We start from the raw sequence: 18,373 nt of genomic DNA, 5'->3' as shown, positions 1-18,373 counted from the left end.
CCCCATCCCCCGCAGAAGTGGTCGGCGCGCTCTCGTGTGTTATGACGCGGCCGGGTCCCGGCTGGTTCGGTCGAATTCAGCGGCGGCCGCCCATGCGCTCCAGGCGGGCTATGCGGTCGGCGGCCGGGGGGTGGGTGGAGAAGAGCCTGCCGATGCCGGCGCCGGAGAACGGGTTGGCGATCATCAGGGCGCTGGTGGTGGCGAGTTCGGGGTCCTGCGGCAGCGGCATGGCGCGGGTGCCCGCGTCGATCTTGCGGAGCGCGGACGCGAGGGCGAGGGGGTCGCCGGTGAGGCGGGCGCCGGCAGCGTCGGCGGAGTACTCGCGGGTGCGGCTGATCGCCATCTGCACGACGGCGGCGGCGACCGGGCCGAGGACGAGCATCATGAGGGCGCCGAGGAGGCCCGGGCCGTCGTCGTCCTCGGAGCGGCCGAGGGGCAGGAAGATCGCCAGGTGGGAGAGGTAGGTGATCACCGTGGCGATGGCTGCGGCGACCGAGGAGATCAGGATGTCCCGGTTGTAGACGTGGGACAGCTCGTGGCCGAGGACGGCGCGCAGTTCGCGCTCGTCCAGCATCTGCAGGATGCCGCGGGTGCAGCAGACGGCGGCGTTGCGCGGGTTGCGTCCGGTGGCGAACGCGTTGGGCTGGCGGGTCTCCGACACGTACAGGCGCGGCATGGGCTGGCGGGCCGAGGTGGACAGTTCCCGGACGAGCCGGTACAGGGTCGGCGCCTCGACCTCGCCGACCGGGTGGGCGCGCATGGAGCGCAGCGCGATCCGGTCGCTGAAGAAGAACGCGACGCCGTTGGTGCCGAGTGCGATCAGCAGCGCGATCGTCAGGCCCGCGCCGCCGCCGAACACCCATCCGGCGGCGAGCATCAATGCCGACAGCGCGGCGATCAGTGCTGCCGTCTTGACGCCGTTGAACTGCACTTCCGTCTGCCTCCCCGTCGACTCCGGCATGAACATCAACGGTTTGACCTGGGTGGACGTTCCCGCCTAGGTGGCCTGCGTGACCGTCTGCAGGACGATCTGCGGCGCCACCGAGAGCACGACGGCGCCGGCGGCGGCCGCGGTGATCGCGGCGCGGACGCCGAGGCCGGGGGCCGCGTCGTAGTGCTCGTCGGCGGCGGACGGGGTGAACAGCCGGACGGCCCAGAAAAGGTAGTAGTACAGCCCGATGACCGTGTTGATCGCCATCACGACGGCGAGCCAGGTGACGCCGCCGGCGACGGTGGCGCGGAAGACGACGACCTTGGCGAACAGGCCCATGACGCCCGGCGGCAGGCCGGCGAGGCAGATCAGGAAGAAGGCGAGGGCGGTGGCGACCGCGGGGTTGCGGCGGGCGAGGCCGCGGTAGTCGTCCAGGGTGTCCCAGCGCTCCGAGACGCGGCCGCGGCGGCGGAAGCCGATCACTACGGCGAACGCGCCAATGTTCATGACGGCGTAGAGGGCGACGTAGGCGGTGGTGGCCGCGACGGCCTCGGGGAGGCGGCGCGAGCCGACCGCGAGCGGCGCGAGCATGTAGCCGGACTGGGCGACCGATGACCAGGCCAGCAGCCTGATCGCGGTGCGCTGGCGGAGTGCGGCGAGGTTCCCGATCGTCATGGTGAGCGCGGCGAGCACGGCGACAACGGGGCCCCACACGTGCCCGTAGGCGGGGAGGCCGAGGGCGAGGACGATCGCGAGCCCGGCGAATCCGGCGGCCTTCGACACGACGGACAGGAACGCGGCGACGGGCAGCGGGGAGCCCTGGTAGACGTCCGGGGCCCAGAAGTGGAACGGGACGGCGGCGACCTTGAACGCGAACCCGGCGAGGACGAGCACCGATCCGACGGCGGCGACCGGGTCGAGGTCGGACGGCAGCCGGGACAGGGCAGGGGCGATCCGGTCGAGGTGCATGGCGCCGGTCGCGCCGTAGACGAGGCTGATCCCGAACAGCATGATCGCGGTGGAGACCACGGAGACGAGGAAGAGCTTCAGCGCGGCCTCGGACGCCGTCCCGTCGTAGCGGCGGAGCGCGGCGAGGGCGAACACCGGCAGCGACAGGGTCTCCAGCGCGACGAGCAGCAGGACGAGGTCGCGGGCGGCGACCAGGGCGAGCGCGCCGATGACGGCGGCGAGCAGCAGGAAGTGGTACTCCCCGACCGGCATCCTGGAGTCGGTGATCTCCTGGAGGGACAGCAGGACGACGATCACGGCGGCGCCGAGGACGATGCCCTGGAACAGCAGGGTGAAGTCGTCCGCGACGTAGGAGCAGGAGCGGGGGCCGCCGCCGCGCAGGCCGTCCGGGAGGCAGAACGTGGCGCGGCGGTCGCCGGCCGCCAGCGCGATCACGGCGATCAGCGCGGCGGCGAGGGACCCGCCGGACAGCAGGGACAGGACGCGGCGCGGCGCGTCGAACGCGTCGGCGAGCAGCAGCCCGATGGCGGCGACGGCGAGGATCAGCGGCGGCGCGATCGCGGCGTAGTCGATTTCCTGGATCATCAGCCGCCTCCGAACAGGGCGCGGACGGGGCCGGTGGTCACGTCCAGCAGGGTCTTCGGCCAGAGGCCGACCAGCAGCGTCAGCGCGATGAGCGGCACCCAGGCGGCGTACTCCTGGAGGGAGACGGCCGCGACGCGGCCGCGGGGTTCGGCGACGCCGTCGGACGGCCCGTGGGTGAGCTTGGCGAGCATTCGCAGGAAGTAGGCGGCGGTGAGGACGGCGCCGAGCGCGGCGACGACCATGAACGTGACGAACGTCTCACGGGGCAGGTCGGCGTGCGGGCGGTAGGCGCCGACGAGGGCCAGCACCTCGCCCCAGAATCCGGCGAGCCCCGGCAGGCCGAGCGAGGCGACGGACGCGAACGTGAGGATCGAGGCGAGGCGCGGGGACGTGCCGAGCATGCCGCCGCCGATCGCGTTCATGTCGCCGGTGCCCCAGCGTTCCTTGACCGATCCGGCGAGGAAGAACAGCAGGCTGGTGATGAGGCCGTGCGCGATGTTGCCGAACAGGGCGGCGTTGACGCCGACGGGGGTGAGCGTCGCGATGCCGAGCAGGACGAACCCCATGTGCCCGACGGACGAGTAGGCGATCATCCGTTTGAGGTCGCGCTGGGCGAGGCAGGCGAGCGCGCCGTAGATGATCCCGATGACGGCGAGCAGGCCGAGCCAGGGCGCCCAGAACGCGGCGCCGTCCGGGGTGAGCGGCAGCGCGATCCGCACCAGCCCGTACGTGCCCATCTTCAGCAGGACGCCGGCCAGCAGGACGGACCCGACCGTGGGGGCTTCGGTGTGCGCGTCCGGCAGCCAGGTGTGCAGCGGCCACATCGGCGCCTTGACCGCGAACCCGATGCCCATCAGGGCGAACGCCGTGACCTGGAGGCCGTGGGACAGGCCGGATCCGTGTCGGTCGGCCAGGGCGGTCATGTCGAGGGTGCCGGCCTTGGCGCCGACGAGGAGCATCCCGGCGAGCAGGAGGCCAGAGCCGAGGAGCGTGTAGAGGATGAACTTGAGGGCGGCGTCGCGGCGTCCGGGACCGCCCCACAGCATGATCACCGCGTACATGGGGATCAGGACGGTCTCGAAGAACACGAAGAACAGCACGAGGTCGAGCGCGACGAACGTGCCGAGCATCCCGATCTCCAGGACGAACAGGAGCGCGGTCAGCAGCCGGATCCGGCCGCCTTCCGGCGGGTGCCGCAGCGTGTAGAGGAAGCAGAGGAACGTCAGCAGGGCGGTCAGCACGACCAGCGGCAGCGAGATCCCGTCGACGCCGAGGTGGAAGCGCAGGCCGACGGCGGGCGCCCACGCGCGGTCGACCTCCAGCTGCATGCGGGACGTGGCGCCGAAGTCGAACGCCGTCATCGCGGAGATCGCGACGAGCAGCGTCGCGCCGGACACGGCGGCCCCGAACGCGCGGACGGCGAAGCCGGTGCGCAGGAACCGGTTCGCCGGGACGAGCATCGCGAGCGCCCCGGCCAGCGGGAGCGCCATCATCAGCACGAAGATCACTGGAAGATCACCACCGCGGCCACGATGACGGCGACGCCGGCGAGCAGGCCGGTGAGGTAGCGCTGCGGGTTGCCGTTCTGGACGGTTCTGACCAGGTCGCCGAGGCGCCGGGTGGACCGTCCGGCCCCGACGACGGCGGCGTCCACGCGTCTCCGGTCGACGAGCACGACGTGGCGTGCCAGGGCCTCGACCGGACGGACGAAAGCGATCGCATACAACTCGTCCACGAAGAAGGCCCGCGCGAAGGCGGGACGGACCGGCCCGAGCGCGCGCGCGGGATCCAGGGCGGGGTCACGGTTCCAGATGAGGTAAGCCCCGCCCGCCCCGATCGCGAGCAGCAGGACGCTCAGCAGCGAAGCCCCGAGGTGGGGGCGCAGTTCCGGCGCGCCGAGACCGAAGAAGCCGAGGATCGCGGCCGGGACGGCGAGCGCGGCCACCGTCCACGACATGATCCGCGACGGGTCGCGCACCTCGTACGCGCCGCGCGGCTCGCCGAAGAACGTCATCAGCCACGCCCGCGCGGCGTAGGCCGCCGTCAGGACGACCGTGAGCAGCAGCCCCAGGTAGACCAGCCAGGCGACGCCTCCGGGCAGGCTGACCTCACCGCCGTGCGTGGCGGCGTGCTGGGCGGCCTCGATGACGGAGTCCTTGCTGAACCAGCCGCTGAACGGCGGGACGCCCGCGAGTGCGGCGAACCCGACGGTCATCGACCAGAACGTGAGGGGCATGCCGCGCCGCAGCCCGCCGTAGTGGGCGAGCATGTTCGAGCCGGCGGTCACGATGACGCAGCCCGCGGCGAGGAAGAGCAGGGCCTTGAACGCGCCGTGCGTCAGCAGGTGAAAGATCGCCGCCGACTTCGCGCCGACCGCGAGCCCCGCGGCCATCACGGCGAGCTGGCTGATCGTCGAGTACGCGAGGACGCGTTTCAGGTCGTCCTGCGCCAGGGCCGCGCACGCCGAGCCGACCATGGAGACCACCGCGGCGAGGCCGAGCACGGCGAGCGCGGCGGTGGAGAGGAGGAACACCTCGAACAGCCGCGCGACCACGAAGACGCCGGCCGCGACCATCGTCGCCGCGTGGATGAGGGCGCTGATCGGGGTGGGGCCCGCCATCGCGTCCGGCAGCCAGGTGTGCAGGGGGAACTGGGCGCTCTTGCCCGCGACCCCGGCGAGCAGCAGCAGCGCCGCGGCCGTCACCGTCGAGCCGGGCAGGTCGCCCGCCCGCGCGATGATCCCGGAGATCTGGAACGTCCCGGCGCCCACGCCGAGGACGATCACGCCGATGAGGAAGCCGACGTCGCCGAGCCGCGTGACGAGGAACGCCTTGACCGCCGCCCGCGAGTTCGCCCGGTCCTCCCAGTGGTGGCCGATGAGGAAGTACGAGCAGATGCCCATGACCTCCCAGCCGGCGTACAGGACGAGGAGGTCACCGGCGTACACGACCAGCAGCATCGCGGACGTGAACAGCGAGACGAACGCGGCGTAGGAGGAGTACCGCCGGTCCTCGGACATGTACGCGACCGAGTAGACCTGGACGGCGAGCGCCACGCAGCACACCATGAGCCCGACGACCGCGGACAGGCCGTCCACCTGGAGCCCGACCCGGATCGGCACCGACCCGGTCTCGACCAGCGTGAGGTCGCCGGTCCGCTCGCCGGGGTCGCGCCACACGGTGGCCGCGACGACCGCCGCCAGGACCAGCGACACCGCGATCGGGGCGCACGCGATCAGCGCCGGGCCGTTCCGGAGCGGCGAGCCGCCGGGGCCGCGCAGCAGCCGGGTCAGGGAGGGGCCGGACAGCATCCCGCCGAACGCGGCGAGGAACGGCAGCAGGGCGACCAGGGACGCGGACCAGATCACGGCGCGGCCCCCTCGACCGGCTCCGGCCGGCTCCCGGGCCTCTCCGGTTCCTTGGACGCCTTGGACGCCTCGGACGCCTCGGGGGCTTCAGGCTCTGCGGGGGTCTCGTCGTCCGTCTCGGCGAGGGCGCGCAGCCGGTCCACGTCGATCATCTGCCGGTTCCGGTACACCAGCAGGACGATCGCCAGCCCCAGCCCGACCTCCGCCGCCGCGATGACGATGGTGAACAGCGTGAGGACCTGCCCGCCGTGCAGGCGGTCGCGGTACCAGATGTCGAACGTGACGAGGTTGAGGTTCACCGCGTTCAGCATCAGCTCGACCGACATCAGGACGAGGATCGCGTTGCGGCGCGCCAGCACGCCGTACACGCCGACGGAGAACAGCAGCGCGGCCACGATCGTCGGGTAGGCGAGGTGCATCAGGCGCCGCCCTCCCCGTCCGCCGGAGGCTCGGGACGCTCCCGGGCAGTGCCTTGCGAGCGCGCCCGGCCCTTGAGCCGGGAACGCGCGCCACCCGGCCGGGAACGCGCCTGGCCTCCGGGCCGGGAACGCGCCTGGCCGTTGGCCTCGGGGCGCGCGCGGATGTCCGAGCGCGACAGCACGATCGCGCCGACCAGCGACGCCAGCAGCAGCACCGACAGCACCTCGAACGGCAGCACCCACGTCCGGAACACCGCGGCGCCGAGCTCGTCCGCCGACCCGCCGCCCTCGCGCAACGTCATCCGCTCGTCCCGGAACCCCATCACCATGACGGTGACCAGCACGGCGGCGGTGGCGGCGGCGACGGCCCCGGCGACCCAGCGGTTCCCTGAGTCGAGGTCGGCCGACTCCCCGATCGGCGCCCGGGTCAGCATGATCCCGAACAGCAGCAGCACGACGATCGCGCCGACGTAGATGAGCACCTGCACCCAGGCGACGAACTCCGCGGTCAGGACGAGGTAGCCGCCGGCGAGCGCGCCGAACGACACCACCAGCCACAGCGCCGCGTGGACGAGCCGACGCGTCGTCACCACCAGGACCGCCGACCCGACCGCGACCACGCCGAGCAGCGTGAACACGATCTCCTGGCCGCTCACGCGCCACCTCCCGGCGGCCTGCGCGCGCCCCGCGCCGCCGCCTTCTCCGCCGCGCCCACTTCCTTCGGCGGCTCGGCGGACGGGTCGTGCGCCTGCGGCGGCGGGACGGTCCACATCCACTCCCGGAGCCGCTCCTTCTCGTGCGTCAGCTCCGCGATGTCGTACTCGGCGTACTCGAACTCGGGCGACCAGAACAGCGCGTCGAACGGGCACACCTCGATGCAGATCCCGCAGTACATGCAGAGCGCGAAGTCGATCGCGAACCGGTCGAGGACGTTGCGCGTACGTGGACGTCCGCCGCCCTCGGCCGGGAGGGTCTCCTTGTGCGAGTCGATGTAGATGCACCAGTCGGGGCACTCGCGCGCGCACAGCATGCACACCGTGCAGTTCTCCTCGAACAGCGCGATGACGCCCCGGCTGCGCGGTGGCAGGTCGGGTTGCACTTCGGGGTATTGACGCGTTATGGACCGCCGCGTCATCGTCCGCAACGTGACCGCCAGCCCCTTGGCCAGCCCGCCTCCTGGTAGCCGTCCCACGCGCCCCATGATTGCGCACGATCGTCACGAGGGGAACGCGATGGGCTCCGCGTTCGTCCAACCAGGAGCAGACCGTGTGGTGAACGGCGGTCTCACGGGCAGGGAGGGCATGTGAATCATCACGCGGACCGCCCTTCCGATCCAGGGCCCGGTCACCACCCCCGCCCCGCGTCCGACCGCACGCGTCCCACGTCCGCTCGTCCGCGTCCGCCGGCCGACCGCGCCCGCCCGCCGCACCGCCCGCCGCACACGCAGCCGGGCTGGCGGCCGCCCTATCCGGGCCCGCCCGTGCCGCCCCGGCCGCCGCTGCCGCCGCCCATCCCGGCGCCGGCCCCCGAGACGACCCGCGGCGTCCTGTGGGCCTCGGTCCCGTTCATGACCCTCGGCTACGGGACGCCGTTCTCGTTCCTCTACGCCGCCATCCGGCGGGGCTCGTGGGGGCTCGGCGTGACCGCCGCCGGGTACGGCGTGGGCACGGCCGGCGTCCTGACGCTGTTGCAGTCCGGCGATCCGGTGCTGACCGTCGTCGGCTCGTTCATCGCGATCCTGCTGTGGATCGCGGGCACCGGGCACGCGTTCGCCGTCCGGAGGGAGGTTTTTCCGCGCGAGGTCCCCCGCAACCGGCTCAACGAGCACGCCATCGAGGTCGCGAAGTACCGCCGGTCGCTGCGGGACGAGGCCCGCGCGCTCGCCGCCGAGGACCCGGCGCTCGCCCGCGAGCTGCGGATCGGCCGCCCCGACCAGCCCCGCGCCTACGACGACGGCGGCCTCGTCGACGTCAACCACGCGCCGCGGGACATCATCGAGGCGCTGCCCGGCATGACGCCGGAGATCGCCGACCGGATCATCGCCCGCCGCGAGGAGACCGGCGGGTTCCTGTCGGCCGAGGAGATGGCCGTGGACGCCGACGTCCCGCCGGACGTCCTCCCGCAGATGGCCGACTACACGATCTTCCTCAGATGATCCCCGGCTCAGATGATCCCGGCTCGGATGAGGCTCAGATGATCAGAGCGCGACCTTTCAGAGCGCGACCTTGAGGACGCCGGTCAGCGCGAGCTGGGCGAGGGACAGCGGGACGAGCCAGGCCCAGGCGAGCTTCTGGAGCTGGTCCTCGCGCATGCGCGGGTAGCTGACGCGCAGCCAGATCACGCAGAACGCGAGCACGCCGCCCTTGAGCAGCGTCCACAGCCAGCCGAGCTCGGTGTTCAGGAACGGCCCCTTCCACCCGCCGAGGAACAGGACGGCCGTCAGCCCGCACAGCACCACGATCCCGGCGTACTCGGCCAGGAGGAACAGCGCGAACCGGAGCCCGCCGTACTCGGTGTACGGACCGAAGATGATCTCCGAGTCGGCGACCGGCATGTCGAACGGCGGGCGGCGCAGCTCGGCCAGGCCCGCGACGAAGAACACCACGCCGCCGACCGCCTGCCACGGCAGCCACCACCAGCGCCACTCCTCGACGACGCCCTGCAGGGAGAGCGTTCCCGCCGCCATCGCCACCGACGACGCCGCGAACACCATCGGCAGCTCGTACGACATCAGCTGCGCCGCGACCCGCATCCCGCCGAGCAGCGAGTACTTGTTCGCGCTCGCCCAGCCCGCCATGATCGCGCCGATCACGCCGACGCCCATCACGGCGAGCGCGAAGAAGATCCCGGGACCGAGGTCGAGCGCGACCTGCCCGCCCGGACCGACCGGGATCACGAGCAGGACCAGCAGGTACGGGACGATCGCGACGCCCGGCGCCAGCTTGAACACCCACCGGTCGGCGTCGCGCGGGACGACGTCCTCCTTCTGCGCGAACTTCACCCCGTCGGCGACGAGCTGCGCCCAGCCGTGGAACCCGCCCGCGTACATGGGCCCGAGACGGCCCTGCATGTGCGCCATCACCTTGTGCTCGGCCTGCCCGACCAGCAGCGGCAACAGCGCGAACGCCCCGGCCACCAGGACCAGCTTGACCACGATCTCAAGCATTCGGTCCCCAATCCTCCGGCACGCCGGGCGGGCGGACACGGCGGCGGCTCGGCGCCCCGTGCCCCGATTCGCCCGGTTCCTTGGCGCCGGGCCACGGCTTGGCGACGCGGGCGGCGAGCACGAAGTCCTTGCGCAGCGGATGACCCTGGAAACCGTCCGGCAGCAGCAGCGGGACGAGGTTCGGGTGGCCCTCGAACAGGATGCCGAACATCTCCGCCGTCTCCCGCTCGTGCCACGCCGCGCCCCGGTACACGCCGGTCGCGGTCGCGAGGACCGGGGCCCGCTTCGGGACGCGCGTCCGGATCAGCAGATGGTGGCGGCGCTCCAGCGAGTACACGTGGACGACGACCGCGAAGCCCTCGTCCACCTCGTCCACGCCGGTCAGCCAGTCGAAGAAGCCGCAGGCGAGGTCGTCGCGGGCGAACGTCAGCGCGTCGATCCAGTTCTCGGGCGGCACGCCGACGGCCAGGCCGCCGTGGGTCTCCTCGGTGGTGATCTCGTCGCCGAAGCGCGCCGTCCAGGCGTCGGTCAGTGCCTCGCTCACCGGTCACGCCCGATCCGGTCGTCGTGGTCGTCGTCCGTCATGCCGGGGATGATCGACGGGTCGTGCCGGCGGCGCTCGTCCTCGTCCGCGCCATCGGCCGCGTCCCCGTCCTCGACCGGCGGGACGGGGCGCGTGACCTCCTCGTCCGAGACGGTCGGAACGGGCGCCGTGGCCTGCTCGTCCTCGGGCGGCGCCGTGGCGGGCTCGTCGTCGACGGTCGGCACCGGGGCCGTGGCCTGCTCGTCGGCGACGGTCGGCACGGGGGCCGTGGCCTGATCATCCGCGACGACGCGGTTGGGCCGCGTCACGTCGTCCGGCTCGGCGGGCTGCTCCGCGGATTCGGCCGCGGGTTCGGCCGCGGGCCGGGCCTCGGGTTCGGGCGCTTCGGGCAGGTCGGCGGCGCCGAGGTGCCGGACCGGCATGGTCTCGTCCTCGGCCCCCTCGCCCACCTGCTCGCCCGCCCCCTCGTCCTGGACGCTCCAGTGGTCGAAGGTCTCGTCCGCCTCCGGCGGGGGCGGTTGCAGCGGGCGGCGCAGGACGGTCGCCGACAGCGGGCGCGGCTCCGGCGGCGGGCTGAGCGACTCGCCGCCGTTGTAGCGGTCGCCGAGCGACTCGGCCGCGATCTTCTCCTGGAGGTGGACGATGCCGTGCAGCAGCGCCTCGGGACGCGGCGGGCACCCGGGCACGTAGACGTCCACCGGGATGATCTGGTCGACGCCCTTCGTCACGCAGTACGAGTCCCAGTACGGGCCGCCGCAGTTGGAGCAGGCGCCGAAGGAGATCACGTACTTCGGCTCCGGCATCTGCTCGTACAGGCGCCGCACCGCGGGCGCCATCTTGTCGCTGACGGTCCCGGAGACGACCATCAGGTCGGCCTGCCGCGGACCCGGCGCGAACGGGATGACGCCGAGCCGGATGAAGTCGTGCCTGCTCATCGAGGTCGCGATGAACTCGATGGCGCAGCAGGCCAGGCCGAAGTTGAAGACCCACAGTGAGTAGCGGCGTCCCCAGTTGAGCACGAACTTGATCGGCTTCGGCGCGACCCGCGACAGCGGCCCGACGCTCGGCGGCGGTAGATCCACAGTGCCCACGACGCCATTGTTACAGCGCCGGGCGGCTCAAACCCAGGAGAGGACGCCCTTCTTGCCCGCGTACGCGAGCCCGGCGGCCAGGAACGCGAGGAACACGAACATCTCGCCGAGGGTCGTCGCCCCGTAGCCGGGGGCCGAGAAGACGGTCGCCCAGGGGAACAGGAACACCGCGTCCACCGCGAACACCACGTACAGGTAGGCGAAGACGTAGTAGCGCACGTAGGAGTGCGCCCAGCCCTCGCCGACCGGGTCGACACCGCACTCGTACGTGGTCAGCTTCTCCGCGGTCGGACGGTCGGGACGGAGCAGCCGGTTCGCGCCGAGCGCGCCGCCGACGATCCCGGCGCCCGCGAGGAGCAGCACGACCACGACGACATATGTGTCGAAATAGTTATGCACCAGATCCTCCTCGCTTGCGTCTCATCCAGTATCCCCGCAGCTGCATCAAGGAGTGTGGCCTTGTACCTCCACCCCGGTGGATCACAATGCCAGACTTTTGCTGCACACTAGGTTTGCATGGGGTCACTATGACCTGGAAGGACGTGACCGGATGAGCAACCCTCCGCCTCCCCCGGGCTGGGAATCCCCGGGCGGTGCCTCCTGGCCGCCTCCGCCGCCGCCAGCGGGCCCGGGCGGGCCCGGTCCCGGCGGGCCCGGAAGCCCAGGTCCGGGCGGGCCTCCCCCGCCCGGCGGCTTCGGCGGCCCCGGAACCCCGCCCCCCTTCTTCCCCCCGCCCCCCGGCTCCCCGATGGGCCCCGCGATGCCGCCGCCCAGGCGCGGCGGAGGCGGCGGCCTGGTGATCGGACTGATCGGCGGCGGCCTCGTGCTGCTGGTCCTGATCGCCGTCGTGGTGTTCGTGGTGGCGAGCAACAGCGGCAAGTCGCCCGAGGAGAAACTGACCGCCGCGGCGAGCAACCTCGACTCGGCCCGCGCCGTCGGCCTGAAGGGCACGTTCGGCGGCGGCGAGACGCTGCGCGGCGAGCTGAACGTCACCAAGGGCGGCCGCGCGATGGGGCCCGTCAGCTGGAACGGCGACCAGGTAACGGTCCTGTCCGCCGACGGCAAGCTGTTCGTGAAGGCCGACAAGACCTACTGGTCGAAGGAGATCTCCAGCACCGAGGACCCGTACTACCTCAGCTCCGGCGAGCAGTGGGGCCGGCTGAGCGCGGACGAGCTCGACCTCGACTTCAAGACGCAGCTCACCCCGACCGCGCTGGCGAGCAAGATCCGCTCGGCCCGGACGTCGCGCGTCAAGCCGATCGAGACGACGTGGTCCGGCAAGAAGGCGCTGAAGTTCAGCACCTTCTCCTCGACCCTCTACATCACCGACGAGAACGACGCCGAGCTGCTGCGCTACGAGGCGACCACGCCGCGCGTCACGCTGGACGTCATCCCGAAGGACTCCAGCGACGCCTCGTCCCTCATCTCGGACATGCGCACCAGCATGGGCGAGCTGAAGGACTCCTTCAACGGCTCGGCCCGGCCGACGGTCGACGAGTGGAAGAAGGGCGGCTGCAACGGCGACTCCGGCTGCACGGTGGAGGCCAAGATCCGTCCGCCGTACGACGTGGAGAAGCCCGTCACGATCGATGTCCGGTTCCGGCTCACCGCCGGGACGCTGACCGGCCGTGACCTCGGCAACTGCACGACCCGCATCACGATCAGCAGCTCGCTGTCGCAGTGGGCGAGCTGCCGCGTCACCAGCAGCGCGTGGACGAGCTGGGCCAAGGCCACCGGCGGCACCTTCTACAAGCACGCCCAGTACAAGGTGATCGGTGCCACGTCCTCGGAAGTTCAGGCTCTGCAGAGCGGGCTCGACAGCGAATGAGGCCGCAGGTGAGGCGCGTCCCGCGCTGATCCGAGGCCGCCCGGGTGCCCGGTGGCGCTCCCTCCGTCCGGGGGGAAGCGCCGCCGGGCACCCTTATGCTCTTCGTGGACGCCCCTCCAGGGCCCCGGCGGCCGACCCCCACCCCCCGGAACGGTCCCGAGCCCCGTCGGCATCTCCTGGAGAGGGCCGCTGATCCCTTGCTTTGTGCCTGACGGAAGGGCCCCGACCCGGGCCCCGGAAGTGAGCAGAGTGAGCCCCGAGTGAGCGCTGAACAGGACGAGCCGTCGCAGGCGGCCTCCGCCCGCCCCCCGTCCGCGGACGCCCCGTCCCCGGACGACCCCGGGGAGGCCCTACACGGCCCCCACCCCGGCGACGTCCACGTAGCCGGGGCCCCGCCACCCCGGCCGTCCCCACCGCCCCCTCCGACCGCGGCGGCACCACCGCAGGGCCCGCCCCCGGCGGACGAAGCGAACCCGGCCGCAACGCAGCAGCCCGCTCCACCCCCACCCGGCGGCCCCGCCATGCCGCCCGGCACCGCCCCGTCCAACGGCTCCGCAAAACCGAGCGGCAACACCCCACCGGGGGGCACTGCCACACCCGGCGTCCCGGGCACGCCAAGCGGCCCCGGCAGCTCCGACACACCCGGTGTCCACCGCACGCCTCGTGATCCCGGCACCCCCATCAACCCCGGCACGCCCGCTGACCCCGGCGCGCCCATCGGCGCCGGAGTGCCGGTCGATCACAGCACGCCTGCTGACCCTGGCACGCCCATCAACCCCGGTATGCCTGGTGGGCGGGTCATGCCGGGGAATCCGGTCATGCCACGTAAGCCGGTGCCGTTGAAGCGGCGGCGGCGACGGGCTCGGGTGCTCGTGGTCGCGGGGGCGGCGGCCGTGCTGGTCGCCGCCGTCGCCGTGACCGCCGGGGCGCTCGCCGGGGGTGGGGAGGCGCCGAAGAAGAAGCCCAAGGCCACCGTGTCCGCCGCGCCTCCGGCGTGGACGGTCGCGGCGGGGCGGGCGCTCACGTCCGGGACGGGCCTGCGCTACGACGGCACCCTGACGGTGAACGGGCAGCCCGTCCAGGCGCATCTGCGGGTGACGCCGTCCGGCGCCGTGACCGGGACGTTCACCGCGGGCCTGCTGAAAGCGGACGTCGTCGCGATCGACGGGGACACCTACCTCAAGGCCGCGCCGGCGTTCTGGCAGACCTACGCCGGCGGCGTCGCGCACCCGGAGTACTACGCCGGACGCTGGTCCAAGGCGCCCGCGTCCATGCCCGGGTTCGACGTGCCGGACGTCCTCGGCCCGGAGGCGATCGCCGAGTCGCTGGCCAAGGCCCCGGCGGAACCGCCCACCGAGAACGTGAACGGCGTCCGCGCGTACCGGGTCAAGACGCCGGGCGCGGAGTACCTGCTGACGGCGGCGGCCCCGCACCGGCTGCTGGCCGTGCGTCCGGCCGGCCAGGCCGGGCCGCGCTTCACCGTCGCGCCCGTGACGGCGCCGGCGACGCTGTTCGCCGAACTGCGGCCGCGGGTGGCCCGGCTCGGCGGGGCCGCCGACCCGGGCCTGCGCTTCACCCCGGGGACGCTGACGTTCCGCAACTGCGACCAGAACACCAACGGCTGCACGGTGAGCGTCCCTGCCACGCTCGCCTCGCCCGCGGGGGCGGTGCCGGACGGGGCGCGGGCCGCGCTGCGGGCGGCGATCACGTCCCGGGGCAAGCCGCTCGGGTCGTGCACCGGGTCGGGTCCGGTCCCGGCCGACCGGGCGCTGGTGCTGCGCTGCACCGTCACGAGCAGGCTGTGGCGGAACTGGATGCGCGCGGCCCTCGACAACCCCGGCTCGTACCCGTACGAGGCCACTGCCCGCGTCGTCGGTGAGGCGCTCGACGCCGCCGACGTGCCGGACCTGCTGGCGCGTGTCGACAAGGAGCGGAAGGCGGTCATGCGGCGGGCGCCGTCCACGCCGGGCCCGTCGGTGTCGGCGGAACCGTCCGGCACGCGCACTCCGCGGCCGGAAGTCGCCACATCACGGACACCAGGGACACCATAGGTCCCACGTTCAGGGGCGGTGCCCTCGGCCGTGATTCCGGCTGTCTACACTTCGGGTCGTGAACTCCACGCCCCTGGGGAGCCGCGGCTTCTCGACGAGTCCCGTGCGGCGGTTGGTCAGGCGACTGCACGTCGACCTGTGCCGGCAGCGCAGCAGCCTGTGTTCGCGATGAACTCGGGGACCCGTCCAGGTCGTATCCCCGGATAGGACGCGCGGAGCGGTCGCCGCCCGTCAGTGCCTTCCGGCACAGCCTCCAAGACCCGCGGCCACCGGTACGGGACGACCTACGCCCCCGTCCCGCTGAGCGGCCCGTCCCCGATAACACCATCCGATCCCGGACATACCATGAAGGTAAGCCTTAGTAGCATCACGATCCTGGGCGCCTCCCCCAGGACGGATGCTGCGCGTCGAGGAGGTCTTCCTCTGTGACCAAACAGGTCCAGCAGCTCGACCGCGTCATCATCCGTTTCGCCGGAGACTCCGGCGACGGCATGCAGCTGACCGGCGACCGCTTCACCCAGGAGACCGCGGCGTTCGGCAACGACCTGTCGACGTTGCCGAACTTCCCGGCCGAAATCCGCGCCCCCGCCGGGACCCTCCCCGGCGTGTCCAGCTTCCAACTGCACTTCGCCGACCACGACATCCTGACGCCGGGCGACGCGCCCAACGTCCTGGTCGCGATGAATCCCGCCGCGCTCAAGGCCAACCTCGCGGACCTGCCGCGCGGCGCGGACCTGATCGTCAACACCGACGAGTTCACCAAGCGCAACCTGTCCAAGGTCGGCTACGAGACCAGTCCCGTCGAGGACGACTCGCTCGCCGAGTACCGGGTGCACGCGCTGCCGCTCACCTCGATGACGGTGACGGCCCTCGCCGACTTCGACATCTCCAAGAAGGACGCCGAGCGCGCGAAGAACATGTTCGCGCTCGGGCTGCTGTCGTGGCTGTACCACCGTCCCACCGAGGGGACGCTCGCCTTCCTGGAGAAGAAGTTCGCCTCCAAGCCCGAGATCATGAAGGCCAACATCGCGGCCTTCCAGGCGGGCTGGTCGTACGGCGAGACCACCGAGGCGTTCTCGGTGCAGTACGAGATCAAGCCGGCGCAGCACGAGCCCGGCCTGTACCGCAACATCACCGGGAACATCGCGCTGTCGTACGGGCTGGTCGCCGCCGGCGTGCAGAGCGGGCTGCCGATCTTCCTCGGCTCGTACCCGATCACCCCGGCGTCCGACATCCTGCACGAGATGTCCAAGCACAAGAGGTTCGGCGTCCGGACGTTCCAGGCCGAGGACGAGATCGCCGCCGTCGGCGCGGCGCTCGGCGCCTCCTTCGGCGGGTCGCTCGGCGTCACCACGACGTCCGGGCCCGGTATCGCGCTGAAGAGCGAGACGATCGGCCTCGGCGTCGCGACGGAGCTTCCGCTGCTGGTCATCGACGTGCAGCGGGCCGGGCCGTCCACCGGGCTGCCGACCAAGACCGAGCAGGCCGACCTGCTGCAGGCCATGCACGGCCGCAACGGCGAGGCGCCCGTCCCGGTGATCGCGCCGCAGTCCCCGTCGGACTGCTTCGACGCGGCGCTGGAGGCGGCCCGGATCGCGGTGAAGTACCGCACGCCGGTGATCCTGCTGTCGGACGGCTACCTCGCCAACGGGTCCGAGCCGTGGAAGCTGCCGGACGTCGCGGCGCTGCCGACGATCGAGCCCGACTTCGCGGCCCCGTCGCAGGAGAACTTCGAGCCGTTCCGCCGCGACCCCGACACCCTCGCCCGCCCCTGGGCGATCCCGGGCACGGCCGGGCTGGAGCACCGGATCGGCGGCCTGGAGAAGGCCGACGTCACCGGCAACATCTCCTACGACCCCACCAACCACGACACGATGGTCCGGCTCCGCCAGGCCAAGGTCGACGGGATCGCGAACGACATCGACCCGCTCGCCGTGGACGACCCGTCCGCTGCCGCGGGGCAGCCTAAAGCACGCGTGCTCGTGATCGGCTGGGGCGGGACGTACGGGGCGATCTCGGCTGCCGTCCGGCGCGTCCGGGCGTCCGGGCGGAAGATCGCGCAGGCCCACCTGCGCCACCTCAACCCGTTCCCGGCGAACCTGCCCGACGTGCTCCGCTCCTACGACAAGGTCGTGGTGCCGGAGATCAACCTCGGCCAGCTCGCGCTGCTGCTGCGCGGCCGGCTCCTCATCGACGTGATCGGCTACAACCAGGTCCGCGGCCTGCCCTTCAAGGCCGAAGAGCTGCAGGGCGTCTTCCAGGATGTGATCGACAGTGAGTGAGAACGGCTCCAACGGAAACGGCGCCGTCAACGGCAACGGGAAGTCGCTGCTCTCCCTCGTCCCGAAGGCGGAGGGGAAGCAGACGCTCAAGGACTTCAAGACCGACCAGGAGGTGCGCTGGTGCCCCGGGTGCGGTGACTACGCGATCCTCGCGGCCGTCCAGTCCTTCCTGCCCGAGCTCGGGCTGCGCCGCGAGAACATCACGTTCGTCTCCGGCATCGGCTGCTCGTCCCGGTTCCCGTACTACATGAACACCTACGGGTTCCACTCGATCCACGGCCGCGCGCCCGCGATCGCGACGGGGCTCGCGACGTCCCGTCCCGACCTGTCGGTGTGGGTCGTGACGGGGGACGGCGACGCGCTGTCCATCGGCGGCAACCACCTGATCCACGCGCTGCGCCGCAACGTCAACCTGAAGATCCTGCTGTTCAACAACCGGATCTACGGGCTGACGAAGGGCCAGTACTCGCCGACGTCCGAGCTCGGCAAGATCACCAAGTCGACGCCGATGGGGTCGCTGGACGCCCCGTTCAACCCGCTGTCGCTAGCGATCGGCGCGGAGGGCACGTTCGTCGCCCGCACCATCGACTCCGACCGCAAGCACCTGCAGTCGGTCCTGCGGGCCGCCGCGCAGCACCGCGGCACCGCGCTCGTCGAGATCTACCAGAACTGCAACATCTTCAACGACAACGCGTTCGAGCCGCTGAAGGACGCGTCCGTCCGCGACGACGTCACGGTGCGGCTGGAGCACGGCGAGCCCATCGTGTTCGGCGCCGACCGGTCCAAGGCGCTGCGCCGCTCGCCGTCCGGGTCGTTCGAGGTCGTGAAGGCGGCGGACGTCGACGCGTCCGAGATCGCCGTGCACGACGCCCACAACCCGGACCCGTCGCAGGCGTTCGCGCTGTCGCGGCTGGACCAGCCCGCGTTCGAGCACACCCCGATCGGCATCTTCCGGGACGTCGACCGCCCGTCCTACGACGAGCTGATGCGGGCCCAGCTCGACGACGCCGCCCAGACGCAGGGCGAGGGCGACCTCGCCGCGCTGCTCGGCAGCGGCGACACCTGGCGCATCGACTAGCGCGCGTCCAAAGGCCCGGCCCCGGTTCGGCGGGGCCGGGCCTTCGCGCGCTTCGAACGCCC

At 72.1% G+C, this 18,373-nt stretch carries 14 protein-coding genes and 2 pseudogenes; 5 read left to right on the top strand and 11 right to left on the bottom strand.

Annotated features, from left to right (window positions below; genetic code table 11):
* Positions 1-76 precede the first annotated feature (76 nt).
* From htpX to K8Z49_RS34120, 7 genes and pseudogenes are all read right to left on the bottom strand, one after another.
* Positions 77-931, bottom strand: coding sequence for a zinc metalloprotease HtpX (htpX, locus tag K8Z49_RS34150; RefSeq protein ID WP_024934202.1), 855 nt, complete (start codon positions 929-931; stop codon positions 77-79).
* A gap of 66 nt (positions 932-997) precedes the next feature.
* Positions 998-2,485: an NADH-quinone oxidoreductase subunit N gene (locus K8Z49_RS34145; protein ID WP_412516130.1), complete on the bottom strand. Its 1,488-nt coding sequence runs from the start codon at positions 2,483-2,485 to the stop codon at positions 998-1,000.
* Positions 2,485-3,993, bottom strand: a complete 1,509-nt coding sequence (locus K8Z49_RS34140; protein ID WP_412516129.1) for a complex I subunit 4 family protein — start codon at positions 3,991-3,993, stop codon at positions 2,485-2,487. The genes K8Z49_RS34145 and K8Z49_RS34140 overlap by 1 nt, the downstream gene beginning before the upstream one ends.
* Positions 3,990-5,852 (bottom strand): NADH-quinone oxidoreductase subunit L, encoded by a 1,863-nt coding sequence (locus tag K8Z49_RS34135; protein WP_412516128.1) that lies wholly within the window; start codon positions 5,850-5,852, stop codon positions 3,990-3,992. Before K8Z49_RS34135 ends, K8Z49_RS34140 begins: the two co-directional genes overlap by 4 nt.
* Positions 5,853-5,974: 122 nt before the next feature.
* Positions 5,975-6,271, bottom strand: a pseudogene (gene nuoK / locus K8Z49_RS34130) (NADH-quinone oxidoreductase subunit NuoK); the annotation flags it as partial.
* Positions 6,271-6,927, bottom strand: a complete 657-nt coding sequence (locus K8Z49_RS34125) for an NADH-quinone oxidoreductase subunit J (protein WP_412516127.1) — start codon at positions 6,925-6,927, stop codon at positions 6,271-6,273. The gene K8Z49_RS34125 and the pseudogene nuoK, both read right to left, overlap by 1 nt.
* Positions 6,924-7,472: a NuoI/complex I 23 kDa subunit family protein gene (locus K8Z49_RS34120; protein WP_033330072.1), complete on the bottom strand. Its 549-nt coding sequence runs from the start codon at positions 7,470-7,472 to the stop codon at positions 6,924-6,926. Before K8Z49_RS34120 ends, K8Z49_RS34125 begins: the two co-directional genes overlap by 4 nt.
* 102 nt (positions 7,473-7,574) lie before the next feature.
* Here K8Z49_RS34120 and K8Z49_RS34115 point away from each other — a divergent pair, with 102 nt between their 5' ends.
* Positions 7,575-8,426 (top strand): helix-hairpin-helix domain-containing protein, encoded by an 852-nt coding sequence (locus tag K8Z49_RS34115; RefSeq protein ID WP_146877523.1) that lies wholly within the window; start codon positions 7,575-7,577, stop codon positions 8,424-8,426.
* Positions 8,427-8,483: 57 nt separating this feature from the next.
* Here the strand turns inward: K8Z49_RS34115 and K8Z49_RS34110 are convergent, their stop codons facing one another.
* From K8Z49_RS34110 to K8Z49_RS34095, 4 genes and pseudogenes are all read right to left on the bottom strand, one after another.
* Positions 8,484-9,437, bottom strand: a complete 954-nt coding sequence (locus K8Z49_RS34110) for a complex I subunit 1/NuoH family protein (RefSeq protein WP_021599199.1) — start codon at positions 9,435-9,437, stop codon at positions 8,484-8,486.
* On the bottom strand, positions 9,430-9,981 hold the full coding sequence (locus tag K8Z49_RS34105; protein WP_083597601.1) for an NADH-quinone oxidoreductase subunit C: 552 nt from the start codon (positions 9,979-9,981) through the stop codon (positions 9,430-9,432). The genes K8Z49_RS34110 and K8Z49_RS34105 overlap by 8 nt, the downstream gene beginning before the upstream one ends.
* 608 nt (positions 9,982-10,589) lie before the next feature.
* A pseudogene (locus tag K8Z49_RS34100) lies at positions 10,590-11,033 on the bottom strand (NADH-quinone oxidoreductase subunit B); the annotation flags it as partial.
* 66 nt (positions 11,034-11,099) lie between these two features.
* Positions 11,100-11,471: an NADH-quinone oxidoreductase subunit A gene (locus tag K8Z49_RS34095; RefSeq protein WP_024934207.1), complete on the bottom strand. Its 372-nt coding sequence runs from the start codon at positions 11,469-11,471 to the stop codon at positions 11,100-11,102.
* A gap of 397 nt (positions 11,472-11,868) precedes the next feature.
* Between K8Z49_RS34095 and K8Z49_RS34090 the strand changes: the two genes are divergently transcribed.
* The 4 genes from K8Z49_RS34090 to K8Z49_RS34075 all read left to right on the top strand — a co-directional run bounded on the left by K8Z49_RS34090 (position 11,869) and on the right by K8Z49_RS34075 (position 18,311).
* Positions 11,869-12,900 carry a hypothetical protein gene (locus K8Z49_RS34090; RefSeq protein ID WP_021599203.1) on the top strand — a complete coding sequence of 344 codons (1,032 nt, stop codon included), beginning with the start codon at positions 11,869-11,871 and terminating at the stop codon, positions 12,898-12,900.
* Between the two features lie 818 nt (positions 12,901-13,718).
* On the top strand, positions 13,719-14,951 hold the full coding sequence (locus K8Z49_RS34085; protein ID WP_412516126.1) for a hypothetical protein: 1,233 nt from the start codon (positions 13,719-13,721) through the stop codon (positions 14,949-14,951).
* Between the two features lie 425 nt (positions 14,952-15,376).
* Positions 15,377-17,233, top strand: coding sequence for a 2-oxoacid:acceptor oxidoreductase subunit alpha (locus tag K8Z49_RS34080; protein WP_021599062.1), 1,857 nt, complete (start codon positions 15,377-15,379; stop codon positions 17,231-17,233).
* Positions 17,226-18,311 carry a 2-oxoacid:ferredoxin oxidoreductase subunit beta gene (locus K8Z49_RS34075; RefSeq protein ID WP_412516125.1) on the top strand — a complete coding sequence of 362 codons (1,086 nt, stop codon included), beginning with the start codon at positions 17,226-17,228 and terminating at the stop codon, positions 18,309-18,311. Before K8Z49_RS34080 ends, K8Z49_RS34075 begins: the two co-directional genes overlap by 8 nt.
* Positions 18,312-18,373: the final 62 nt, after the last annotated feature.

Source organism: Actinomadura madurae (assembly GCF_047130825.1).
GTDB lineage: Bacteria > Actinomycetota > Actinomycetes > Streptosporangiales > Streptosporangiaceae > Spirillospora > Spirillospora madurae.
This window is presented reverse-complemented; position numbering and strand designations above follow the sequence as displayed.

What these genes read in the sequence shown, in the direction of transcription:
- K8Z49_RS34145 (WP_412516130.1), bottom strand. Translation starts at nt 2,485, where the DNA reads ATGATCCAGGAAATCGACTACGCCGCGATCGCGCCGCCGCTGATCCTC.
- K8Z49_RS34120 (WP_033330072.1), bottom strand. Translation starts at nt 7,472, where the DNA reads ATGGGGCGCGTGGGACGGCTACCAGGAGGCGGGCTGGCCAAGGGGCTG.
- K8Z49_RS34110 (WP_021599199.1), bottom strand. Translation starts at nt 9,437, where the DNA reads ATGCTTGAGATCGTGGTCAAGCTGGTCCTGGTGGCCGGGGCGTTCGCG.
- K8Z49_RS34085 (WP_412516126.1), top strand. Translation starts at nt 13,719, where the DNA reads ATGCCACGTAAGCCGGTGCCGTTGAAGCGGCGGCGGCGACGGGCTCGG.